The 11,767-nt window shown below is 66.9% G+C and carries 10 protein-coding genes; 1 reads left to right on the forward strand and 9 read right to left on the reverse strand.

Translation table 11 applies throughout. The features are described from left to right. Entirely contained in the window at positions 1–1,125 is a 1,125-nt protein-coding gene (locus ACIGJB_RS08410; protein ID WP_483732223.1) for a muconate/chloromuconate family cycloisomerase, read from the reverse strand. A 101-nt stretch (positions 1,126–1,226) separates the two neighbouring features. Here ACIGJB_RS08410 and ACIGJB_RS08415 point away from each other — a divergent pair, with 101 nt between their 5' ends. After that, positions 1,227–2,108 (forward strand): LysR family transcriptional regulator, encoded by an 882-nt coding sequence (locus tag ACIGJB_RS08415; protein ID WP_483732224.1) that lies wholly within the window; start codon positions 1,227–1,229, stop codon positions 2,106–2,108. Between the two features lie 30 nt (positions 2,109–2,138). On the opposite strand, the gene leuA is transcribed toward ACIGJB_RS08415, so the two are convergent. From leuA to ACIGJB_RS08455, 8 genes are all read right to left on the reverse strand, one after another. Beyond that, positions 2,139–3,794: a 2-isopropylmalate synthase gene (gene leuA, locus ACIGJB_RS08420; protein ID WP_483732285.1), complete on the reverse strand. Its 1,656-nt coding sequence runs from the start codon at positions 3,792–3,794 to the stop codon at positions 2,139–2,141. Between the two features lie 709 nt (positions 3,795–4,503). Further along, positions 4,504–5,385, reverse strand: coding sequence for a class A beta-lactamase (bla, locus tag ACIGJB_RS08425; RefSeq protein WP_483732225.1), 882 nt, complete (start codon positions 5,383–5,385; stop codon positions 4,504–4,506). 30 nt (positions 5,386–5,415) lie between these two features. Further along, positions 5,416–5,841 (reverse strand): Na+/H+ antiporter subunit G, encoded by a 426-nt coding sequence (locus ACIGJB_RS08430; protein ID WP_483732226.1) that lies wholly within the window; start codon positions 5,839–5,841, stop codon positions 5,416–5,418. Between the two features lie 2 nt (positions 5,842–5,843). Next, positions 5,844–6,116, reverse strand: a complete 273-nt coding sequence (locus tag ACIGJB_RS08435) for a K+/H+ antiporter subunit F (RefSeq protein ID WP_483732227.1) — start codon at positions 6,114–6,116, stop codon at positions 5,844–5,846. After that, positions 6,101–6,604, reverse strand: coding sequence for a Na+/H+ antiporter subunit E (locus ACIGJB_RS08440; RefSeq protein WP_483732228.1), 504 nt, complete (start codon positions 6,602–6,604; stop codon positions 6,101–6,103). The genes ACIGJB_RS08435 and ACIGJB_RS08440 overlap by 16 nt, the downstream gene beginning before the upstream one ends. 4 nt (positions 6,605–6,608) lie before the next feature. Beyond that, a complete protein-coding gene (locus tag ACIGJB_RS08445; protein WP_483729443.1) occupies positions 6,609–8,150 on the reverse strand; it encodes a monovalent cation/H+ antiporter subunit D in 1,542 nt (513 codons plus the stop codon). Further along, on the reverse strand, positions 8,147–8,518 hold the full coding sequence (locus tag ACIGJB_RS08450) for a Na+/H+ antiporter subunit C (RefSeq protein ID WP_483732286.1): 372 nt from the start codon (positions 8,516–8,518) through the stop codon (positions 8,147–8,149). The genes ACIGJB_RS08445 and ACIGJB_RS08450 overlap by 4 nt, the downstream gene beginning before the upstream one ends. Beyond that, positions 8,518–11,337, reverse strand: a complete 2,820-nt coding sequence (locus ACIGJB_RS08455) for a monovalent cation/H+ antiporter subunit A (protein WP_483729444.1) — start codon at positions 11,335–11,337, stop codon at positions 8,518–8,520. The genes ACIGJB_RS08450 and ACIGJB_RS08455 overlap by 1 nt, the downstream gene beginning before the upstream one ends. Positions 11,338–11,767: the final 430 nt, after the last annotated feature.

An 11,767-nucleotide genomic window follows, 5' to 3' on the forward strand; every position in this document is an offset into this window, starting at 1 on the left:
TCAGGCGCGATCGCGCCGGTAGTGCGCGAGCTTGTCTTCATCGAGCGCAAGCCCCAGCCCCGGGCCTTCCGGCAGATGCAGGCTGAAGTCGCGGTAGGTGGGCCGCTCGACCACGATGTCATCCTTCAGCAGCAGCGGGCCAAACAGCTCCGTGCCCCACGCCAGCTGCGGCAGCGTGCAGAAGCCATGCGCCGCGGCAATCGTGCCCACGCTGCCCTCGAGCATCGTGCCGCCATACAGCGCGATGCCCGCGGCATCGCCGACGGCGGCCGTGCGCAGCATGCCGAAGATGCCGCCCGACTTCGCGATCTTCAGCGCGAACACGTCGGCGCCCCCGATGCGCGCGAGTTCCATCGCATCCTCGGGCCCGCACACGGCTTCGTCGGCCATGATGGGCACCACGAAGCGCGCCGCCAGCCGCGCCAGCGCCGTGCGCTGCTCGCGCGGCGTGGGCTGCTCGATCAGGTCGATGCCCGCGGCTTCGAGCATGGCGATGCCGCCAGCGGCATCGGCCTCGTTCCAGGCCTGGTTGATGTCCACGGTCACACGCGCCCGGTCACCGAGCGCGCGCTTGATCGCCGACACGTGCGCCACGTCGTCGCGCACGCTGCGCCGGCCGATCTTGAGCTTGAAGGTGTTGTGGCGGCGCTCGGCCAGCAGGCGCTCGGCTTCGTCGATGTCCTTCGTGGTATCGCCGCTGGCCAGCGTCCACAGCACCGGCAGCGTGGCGCGCACTGCGCCCCCAAGCAACGTGGCAAGCGGCACGCCCAGGCGCTTGCCCTGCGCATCGAGCAGCGCGGTTTCCAGCGCCGACTTGGCAAAGCGATTGCCCCGCGCGATCTTGTTCAGGCGGGCCATCGCCGCGTGCACGTTGGTGGCATCCTCACCCACCAGCGCAGGCGCCAGGTAAGTGTCGATGGCCAGCTTGATGCCTTCGGGGCTCTCGTCGCCATACGACAGGCCGCCGATGGTGGTGGCCTCGCCGATGCCCTCGATGCCGTCGCTGCAGCGCAGCCGCACGATCACCAGCGTCTGCTGCTGCATGGTGGCCATGGCCAGTTGATGGGCCCGGATGGTGGGCAGGTCGACCAGGATGGCTTCGACCGAGGTAATCGTGGCTGTCATACCTATGTACGGCTAATGAGGATTGTCGATGAAGTATGCAGCTTGACGCAGGCCGCGTCCAAGACCGATGATGTCTCAATCAATACCCTATAGGTATGCCAATGGAACTCCGGCACCTGCGTTACTTCCAGGTCGTGGCCCAGGAATTGAATGTCACGCGCGCCGCCGAGCGCCTGCACATGGCGCAGCCGCCGCTTTCGCGCCAGATCCGCCAGCTGGAAGACGAGGTCGGCGTAGCGCTGTTCGACCGTGTCGGACGCGGGCTGCGGCTGACCGAGGCGGGCCGCTTCCTGCTGGAGCAGACCACGCAGCTGACCCAGCGGCTGGAAGAAACGATCGAGAGCACGCGCCGCATCGGCCGGCAGGACAAGCGCTGGTTCGGCATCGGCTTCGTGCCGTCGGTCTTGTATGGGGTGCTGCCGGAGTTGATCCGCGAACTGCGCGGATCGGCGCAGCAGGTCGAAGTCGGGCTGGCCGAGATGATTACCGTCGAGCAGGTGGAGGCGTTGAAGTCCGGCCGCATCGACCTGGGCTTTGGCCGCCTTGTCATCAATGATCCGGCGATCCGGCAGGAAGTGGTAATGGCCGAGCCGCTGGTCGCGGCGGTGCCGGCCGGCCAGCCGGCGCCGGCCCAGGCCACGTTGACGGCGCAAGGCCTGGCCACGCGCCCGTTCATCCTGTACCCGGCTCGACCGCGGCCGAGCTATGCCGATCACCTGCTATCGCTGTTTCGCGCGCAAGGGCTGCAGTTGCGTGTGGCGCAGGAAGCCAACGAACTGCAGACTGCGCTAGGGCTGGTGGCGGCTGGTGTCGGCATCACGCTGGTGCCCGCATCGATCCAGCGCCTGCATCGCGACGATGTCCGCTATTGCCCGATCGATGCGCCAGGGTTCGTGTCCCCGGTCATCATGAGCTATCGCGTTGGCGACAGCTCGCCGTTCCTGGCCCAGGCGGTAGCCTGGGTCATGCGGCAAGGGCAATAAAGCACCGCGGCAGCGGCGCTGGACAATGCGTCAGCGCTGCCGCACCAGCCTGTTGGCCACGCTGATCACCGCCTGCACCGACGCTTCGACGATGTTGTGGCTCATGCCGACGCCAAAGGCGGCACCGGGCACGCCCTCCAGCGCGGCTTCGACGATCGCCATCGCCTGCGCGTCCGCACCGGCGCCGGTGGCGCGCTCTTCGTAGGCATCGATGCGCAGGCGCAGGTCCAGCGCATGCACCGCGGCCGCGATCGGGCCATTGCCCTTGCCGTGCAGCGTCTTGCGCACGCCGTCGACCGTCACATCGAGCGCAATGCCCTTCCCGCTCTCGTCCAGCTTGTAGGCGTGATAGACGATGCCCGGGCCTGATGCGTCGAACGACAGGTAGGTCTGCCGGTACAAATTCCAGAGTTCCGCGCCGCTGATCTCGGTCTCGCTTGCATCGGTGGCCCGTTGCACGACCGCGCTGAACTCCACCTGCATGCGGCGCGGCATGACCACGCCGTGCTCGCGTTCGAGCATGAAGGCAATGCCGCCCTTGCCGGACTGGCTGTTCACGCGAATCACGCTGTCATAGGTGCGGCCGAGGTCGGCCGGATCGATCGGCAGGTAAGGCACTTCCCACGCACTGTTCGGGTCCTGCGCGGCGAAGCCCTTCTTGATGGCATCCTGGTGCGAACCCGAAAACGCCGTAAAGACGAGGTCGCCCGCATACGGATGACGCGGATGCACGGGGATCGACGTGCATTCCTCGGCAATGCGCGCCACGGCGTTGATATCGGAGAAGTCGAGTCCCGGATGAACGCCCTGCGTGTAAAGGTTCAAGGCGAGCGTGACGATATCCACGTTGCCGCAGCGCTCGCCATTGCCGAACAGGCAGCCTTCCACGCGGTCGGCGCCAGCCATCATGGCGAACTCGGCCGCGGCGACGCCGGTGCCGCGATCGTTATGCGGATGCACCGACAGCACGACATGCTCGCGCGGCACCAGGCGTCGGTGCATCCATTCGATCTGGTCCGCGAAGACATTGGCCGTAGCGTTCTCGACCGTGGTCGGCAGGTTGATGATCACGCGCCGGTCGGCGCCGGTGCCCCATGCCTCGATCGCGGTGTGGCAGGCCTCCAGGGAGACTTCAAGTTCGGCCGCACTGAAAGTCTCGGGCGAATACTGCAGCGTCCACTTCGTTTCGGGATGCTGGTCGGTGAGCTGCTTGAGGTAGCCGATGTGGTGGCGCACGAGCCCCATCACATCCGGCACGCTCATTTCGAACACGATGCGGCGCCAGGCCGGAGCGATCGCGTTGTACACGTGAACGATCGCCTTGGGCGCGCCCTTCAGCGCCTCCACCGTGCGTTCGATCAGTTCCTCGCGCGACTGGGTGATGACCATGATGGTCACGTCGTCGGGAATCAGGTCTTCGTCGATCAGCCGGCGGATAAAGTCGAAATCGGTCTGCGACGCCGACGGGAAGCCGACTTCGATTTCCTTGAACCCGATGCGCACGAGTTCCTGGAACAGGCGCATCTTGCGCTCGCCGTTCATCGGCTCGAACAGCGCCTGGTTGCCGTCGCGCAGATCGGTGGAAAGCCACACGGGCGCGTTGGTAATCGTGCGGTTGGGCCAGGTGCGGTCGGTGAGGCCGACGGGCGGAAACGGTTGGTACTTGGCGGAGGGCTGGTCAATCATCATGGTCCACGAATCCGGGTGCCGGACGGTCCATTGCGGGCCGTGCCGGGGTCAATCAGGCAAAAGACGATGTGACTTCCCCTGCAGCCCTTCGCATGGCGAAGGCTGTTTCGTGGGCCGGGATCAGGGGGAAATCAGGAGGCGCGCAGCGAATCGGTCGATTCAGGCGCCAAAGGACTCAAGCAAGCAGACCCCGGCCGAGCACTAGGGCTAGGCGGCGCAGGGATAGGGAGGTGAGGCGCTTGCAAGACATGCGGGGGATTCTAGCAGAGGGGTTGGGAAAACGTGAGCGGTAATTTCTGGTTGATGCCCCCCGACTCACCGACTAGTGAGCCGCGCAGCAGCCGAAGGCGATGATGCGATAACGCTGGCAGTGTCGAGCCACGGACAGTTTCGGGGCTGGTTCAATCATTGCCGGAGAGCCTGCATACGGACGCGCTCCACGCGGCAGGCAGCCGGGCAGACTCTGAAGCGAGTACCCGTACGAAATTCTCCGCACACTACGATCAATATTCGTCCGTTAGAGGACAAGTCAACGCGTTTTTTGGTTACATTTTGTCGCTCGGACACAAAGTGACTCGCCGGCTACGCCGGCGAAACAGCCGCGCATGCCAAGCACGACGCCCCGCAATTCACCGAAGACCCTTAATTTCTGGAGCCCTGAGTCAACACTCGCGCAAATGCCCATCGTGCAATTCAGGCACTACCGTCAACCCAACCCCGCAAGCGCGATGCGCGCCGCGCTGGCAATCGTCTCGTTGCTCCACTTCGCCTCGGGCGCGGCTTGCGTGAAATAGATCGCGACAACGATCGGCGCGCCGGCAGGCGGCCACAGCACGGCGATATCGTTGGTGGTTCCATAGTCACCGCTGCCGGTCTTGTCCCCGATGTGCCAGCCCGTGGGCATGGCCGCCTGGATGCGAGCAGCGCCGGTGGTGTTACCGCGCATCCAATCCTGCAACTGGCCGCGCTGTGCGGGCGGCAAGGCGTTGTCCAATGCCAGCGCCTGCAAACTGGCTGCCATGTCCGCCGGCGTCGAAGTATCGCGCGGGTCGCCAGGAATGGCGGTGTTCAGTTCGGTTTCCCAGCGATCGAGCCGGAATGAAGGATTCCCGATCGAACGGGCAAACGCCGTGACACCCGCCGGACCGCCGATGCGGCGCATCAGCAGGTTCGCCGCGCCGTTGTCGCTGTACTGGATCGCGGCAGCACACAGTTGCCCCACCGTCATGCCTTCCGCGACATGCTTCTCCGTGATCGGGGAATAGGCCACGAGATCCTGGCGCGTATAGCGAACAGGCTGTTCGAGCAGCCCCGGCGTAGCGGCGCTGCGTTGCAGGATCGCACCGGCCAGGATCACCTTGAAGGTGCTGCAGACAGGGAAGCGCTCTTCGGCACGGTGCCTTACCTCGCGGCCATTGCCGGTGTGGCGCGCGAGCACGCCAAGACGGCCGCCGGCGCGGCGCTCCAGCGCGGCAAACTCCGCGCCCGCATCGGATGCGGGCGCGCGCGCAGTACCTGCGCATGCGGAAGCAAACGGGGCCGCGGCGGCAGCAAGAAGCAAGGTGCGACGGGATTTCGAGGGAATCATGGGCGGCAAGGTGAAAGTCAGCCGGCCATTCTAACCGCCCGCCTTCCCCGTGGTTTTCGCGTCGTCGGCCGGTGTCTCCGGTTCGGCCGGCTCCTGCCCCATGGCGGCCCACGGCCCGCCACGCGTGCGCGAATCCACCGGAAGCTGACGCTGGATGGCAGCCTTGGCCAGCATGTGCGCGCTGATCGGCGCGGTCAGGAACAGGAAGGCCGTCACCAGCAGTTCATGCAGGCTGGCGTCGTCCCCCTGGCAACTGAAATACACCACCGAGGCAACCACCACGCCGCCCACGCCCAGCGTGGTCGATTTGGTAGGTCCGTGCAATCGCATGAAGACGTCGGGCAACCGGAACAGGCCGATGGCACCGACCAGCGTGAAGAGGCTGCCCACCAGCAGCAGCACGCAGACAGCGAGTTCGGCGATGGTGCCCAGCGAAGCATCGAGGTTCGGCTGCATGGCTAGTACTCGATGATGTCGCCGCGCTGCAGGTACTTGGTCAGCGCGACCGTGCCGACAAAGCCCGTCACGGCGATCAGCAGCGCCGCTTCGAAGAACATCGACGAGCGCAGTCCGATGCCGAGCACGACGATTACCGCGATGGCGTTGATATTGAGCGTATCCAGCGCCACGATGCGGTCCACCAGCGCGGGCCCGCGCACCAGGCGCGCGAAGGTCAGCAGGAAAGCGAGGCCCAGGATCGCCAGGCAAACCGGAATCACGATGGCAAGCACAGGAAGATCTCCTTCAGCGGCGTTTCATAGCGGGACTTGATGCGCGCCACCAGCGCCGCTTCATCGTCCAGGTCCAGCACATGTACCAGCAGGCTGCGGCGGTCGTCGCTGAGTTCCGCGCACAGCGTGCCCGGACTCAGCGAGACGATGCTGATGAGCGCGGTGGTGGCGAGTTCGTGTTCGGCATCGAGCGGCACCACGATGAAAGCGGGCCGCAGCCGTGCGGTGCGCCCGAGCACCAGCATGGCGACCTCGATATTGGCCACCACGATGTCGATCAGCACATGGAAAGCAAGCCGCAGCATCAGGCCCGGCCGCGACAGCCGGAACGGGCTGAGCACGAGCCACAGGTCGGCCAGCCGCCCCAGCCCCCAGCCCAGCACCGCGCCTAGCAGCCAGTGTGCGGGCGCCAGGCTGTTGGACAGCAGCAGCCACATGAGCAGCAGGATCAGGCTCAGCCATGGATGCGGAAACTGGCGTGCGAGCATGGCTTTACCTCTGCGCCGGTGGCGGCACGCCGGCCGGCAGCACGGCACGGATGTAGGCCGTGCGGTCCTGCAATTGCGCAGCGGCCTGGACAACATAGGCGCTGACCGGCGCCGCAAACGCCGTCAGCATGACGTTGCAGGCCAGCAGGAACGCGCTGCAAGCGAGCTTGCGCCCTTCAGGGCGCGGCCGTACGCGCGGTGGCACCGGCGCGCCCGCTTCCTGCACCGCGTTCGCGCTGTCATGCGGCAGGCGCCACAGCAGGCGCGTGCCCGTGCGCGAGGCCGCCACCAGCAGGACCAGTCCGGACACCAGGATGGCGGGCCAGTAGACGATCGCGCTGTCCGGCGGCACGGCGCGCAGGATCATGACCTTGCCGATAAATCCCGACAACGGCGGCAGGCCCACGGCTACGACCGCGCCAGTAAGGTACAGCAAGCCGGCGAGCCGCGTGCCGGCCACGACCGCGCCCTGCCCGTTCGCGTCGGCGGGCTCCAGCGCATCCGCCAGCAGGAATAATCCGCCCGTGCACAGCGTGGTGCTCAGCAGGTAGTACAACGCGGCGGCCCAGGCGGCCGGGGTCTGCATGCCGACGGCAATGCCCAGCAGACCGACCGATGCCAGCACGAGGTAGCTGGTGAGCGACCGCAGGCTCGCGGCAGCCATGGCGCCGATGGCGCCCGCGACCAGCGTGGCCAGTGCCAGCACCGGCAGCCACGCCTGCATGAATGCCACGAGCAGCCCCTGCGCGGCGCCGAACACCAGGGCGTCGCAGCGCAGCATGGCGTACAGGCCGACCTTGGTCATGACCGCGAACAGCGCGGCCACCGGGCCGGCGGTGCCTGCATAGGCGCGCGGCAGCCAGAAGTACAGCGGAAAGATCGCGGCCTTCAGGCCGAAGACCAGCATCAGCATGACGCCCGCCGCCGCAGCCAACGGCACGTCGGTGTCGGGCAGGCCCTGCAGGCGAAGACCCATGTGCGCGAGATTGAGCGTCCCTGTCAGCCCATAGAACATGCCGATGGCCACCAGGAAGAACGACGAGGCCACGAGATTGAGCAGCACGTAGTGCAGCCCCGCGCCGATGCGCTCGCGTCCCGCGCCGTGGATCAGCAGCGCATACGACGCGATCAGCAGGATCTCGAAGAAGACGAAGAGGTTGAACAGGTCGCCGGCCAGGAAGGCACCGTTCAGGCCCATCAGCTGGAACTGGAACAAGGCATGGAAATGGCGCCCCGCGCGCACCAGCTCCGGTCCGGCCGCCGCCAGTGCCGCGGGCGCGAGCAGCGCGGTCAGCGCTAGCATCAGCGCGCCAAGGCGATCGCCCTGCAGCACGATGCCGAACGGCGCCTGCCAGTTGCCGAGCTGGTAGACGTCAATGCCGCCGCCCGCCGCGCGCGCGACCAGCAGCGCCGCCACCGGCACCAGCAGCAGCGTGGCCGTCATGCACACCACGCGCTGCGCGCGCAGCCGTTGCATCGGCATGGCGGTCAGGAGTCCGCCGGCGAACATCGGCAGCAGGATGGGGAGCAGCAGCACGTGGTTCACGGCCGAGACTCCGTGGTTTGCGCGCCCTCCGCGGCGTCGCGGCCGGGCTGGCTCGCCGCATCGACATGATCGCTGCCCGTCAGGCCGAGCGAGCGTAGCGACAGCACCACGGCAAACGCCGTCATGCCGAACGCGATGACGATGGCCGTCAGCACCAGCGCTTGCGGCAGCGGATCGGCGTAGTGCGCGCCGTCCGCAATGACCGGCGGCTTGCCGATCACGAGCCGGCCCATGCCCAGCAGGAACAGGCTGATCGCATACGACAGCAGCGTCAGCCCGAGCACCACGGTAAAGGTGCGGGCCCTGAGCAGCAGGTAGATGCCGCACGCGGCGAGCACGCCAATAGCGCCGGCATAGAGCGCGGCCATCATGTGCCCTCCTTGCCGCGCCGTGGCCGGCCAAACGCCGCCGGCGTGTTGCGCACGCCCAGGTGCGAGACGATCAGCAAGGTGGTGCCGGTCACCGTGGCATAGACGCCAAGGTCGAACACCATGGCGGAAGCGAGTTCGATCTCGCCGAGTCCGGGCACATGGAAATGGCCAAAGGCCGTGGTCAGGAAAGGAAAGCCGAAGGCGAGACTGCACAGCCCGGTCAGCCCCGCTACCAGGATGCCGGCACCGGCCAGGGCGCGGTAGTCCGGGGCGATGCGCGCTTCGGTCCAGCGCACGCCGTTAGCGACGTACTGCAGCAGCAACGCGACCGAGGTGATCAGCGCGGCAATAAAACCGCCGCCCGGCAGGTTGTGCCCGCGCAGCAGCAGGAACACGGAGACCAGCAGCGTCAGCGGCAGCATCAGCCGCGCAAGCATGGCCAGCAGCAGCGGATGCCGCTGCGCGGACCAGCCCTTGCCGTCCGGCCCGGCATCGGGCATCGGCAGGCGCATGCCGCGCAGCAGCGCCTGCACGGCCAGCCCCGCGACCAGCAGCACGCAGACCTCGCCCAGGGTGTCGAAGCCGCGGAAATCCACCAGCAATACGTTGACCACGTTGTGGCCGCCGCCACCGGGCACCGCGTTGTCCACGTAGAAGCCGGACACCGGATCATAGGTCCGCGTCATCACCGCATAAGCGCAGGCGGCCAGCAGGCCACCGCCGCCGAGCGCCAGCACCAGGTCGCGCAACTGCCGTCCGGACGCCGGCGGCGTCACCGGCTCCGGCGGCAGGTAGAACAGCGCGAGCACCAGCAGCAGCACGGTGACCACCTCCACAGAAATCTGCGTGAGCGCCAGGTCGGGCGCGGAAAAACGCGTGAAGATCAGCGACACCAGAAGGCCGCACGTGCTCAGGAACACCAGCGCCACCACACGCTGCCGCCGCGCGCCCACCACGGCTACCGCGCACAGCGCCAGCAAGACCAGGCAGGCCGCCCCCATCGGATCGATCGCGCCATCCGGCGCGGTACCGGCCAGCGCGTCGAGATCCGCCAGGAATGCAGCGGGCACGGCCAGCAGCGCAGCCAGCATCCAGGCCATGTAGCGCTGCAGCGAACCGTTCTCCATGCGGCGCGTCAGCGTGCGGGCCAGTCGCTCCAGCGTGGCGATGGCGGCTTCGAACGAACGGCGCGCGCTGAGCGGCTCGATGACGCGCTGCCAGCGCCGCAGCGCATCGCGCCGCAGGAAGAACAGCGCCGCCCCACCCGCCATGGAGACCAGGCTCATGACCAGCGGCAGGTTGAAGCCGTGCCACAGGTGCAGGCTGTAGTCGGGCAGCGGCGCGCGCAGCGTGGCCAGCGCCGTGGCCGCGAGCAGGTTGCCCACCGTATAGGCCGGCGCGAGGCCCACCACCAGGCAGATCACCACCAGCAACTCCACCGGCAACTTCATGAAACGCGGCGGTTCATGCGGCGGATAGTTGGGCACGTCGGGCTGGTCGCCGCCAAGGAACACGCCGTAGCTGAAGCGCAGCGAATACGCCATGGTCATGGCGCCGGCCACGGTCGCGGCCGCGGGGATCACCCAGTTGAAATCGCCGAGCAGGCCCTGCGCCAGTGTTTCGCCGAAGAACATCTCCTTGCTCAGGAAACCGTTGAACAGCGGCACGCCCGCCATCGACAGCGACGCCACGCAGGCCAGTACCGCCGTGTGCGGCATGTAGCGCGCCAGGCCGCGCAGGCGGTCCAGGTCGCGCGTGCCGGTTTCGTGGTCGATGATGCCGGCGGCCATGAACAGCGACGCCTTGAACACGGCGTGGTTGATGATATGGAACAGCGCGGCCACGGTGCTCAACTGCGTGTCGAGTCCGAACAGCAGCGTGATCAGCCCGAGGTGGCTGATGGTCGAATAGGCCAGCAGCCCCTTCAGGTCGCGCTGCAGCAACGCCAGCGCAGCGCCCATGATCAGCGTGACCAGGCCGGTCATGCTGACCAGGTAGAACCACGCATTGGTGCCATCGAGCACCGGATACAGCCGCGCCAGCAGGAACACGCCCGCCTTGACCATGGTGGCCGAGTGCAGGTAGGCCGATACCGGCGTGGGCGCGGCCATGGCATGCGGCAGCCAGAAGCTGAACGGAAACTGCGCGGACTTGGTGAACACGGCCAGCAGCACCAGCACCAGCATCGGCAGGTAGAGCGGATGGCGCTGCACGCTGCCCGCCTGGGCCAGCACGTCGGACAGCTCCAGGCTGCCGCAGATGCGCCCGAGCAGCAGCACGCCGGCCAGCAGCGCAAGGCCGCCCCCGCCGGTAACGGTGAGCGCCATGCGCGCGCCCTGGCGCGCGTCCTCGCGCCACGACCAGAAGCCGATCAGCAGGAACGACAGGATGCTGGTCAGTTCCCAGCAGATCACCAGCAGCAGCAGGTTATCGGCCAGCACCACGCCGAGCATGGCGGCCATGAACGTCAGCAGCAGGCAAAAAAAGCGCACCGACGAGGCATTGCGCGGCAGGTAGTAGCGCGCGTACAGCACCACGAGCAGCCCCACGCCGATGACCAGCAGCGCGAACAGGAAGGACAGCCCGTCGAGCCGCAGGCTGAGGTTCATGCCGAGGTCGGGCAACCAGTTCACGCGCCAGGCAACTGCGTGCCCGGGCTGCCCGAACACGGCTTCGCGGGCGCGCAGCAGCAGGATCAGCGCCGCCAGCGGAAAACCGATGGTGATCGGCGCCACCAGCCGCACGGCATGCTTGCCGGCCAGCCATGTCAGCACGGCGGCAACCAGCGGCAGCGCGATCAGCAGGACCAGCACCATCGGCATCCTCCGTCAGTTCGCGGCCTGACCCGGGCGTGAGCAATACTCCCTCAGGATCATTGAATTGTGCCCGCCCGGCTCGCCGAACGGCCCATCTCCATACTGCACACGAAAAAATTCACTGTCGCGCAAAAAGATTCTGAATGCGCAACGCCTGCAACGCGAGTCAGGGAGCGCAGTAATCTTGAGCAACCCTCACAAAACGGCCTTCTGGCATCAGGAGATGGAGGAGCAGACCGATCCGCCGTGCTCTCCGGGCAACCTGCTCGCCGTGCAGCCCATCGCGTTCAACTTATCGGTCTATACAGGACGCTGGCCGACGCGGCGTGCGCGCGTCCTCTGTCCCATCCTCGGGACATGGTTAATGCGGATATAAAAACATTGACTTCATGACGCGTCGCGCGACGGCCACAATGCGCGTAGCTGGAAA

This window comes from Cupriavidus sp. C2SS-8b, from assembly GCF_057073745.1.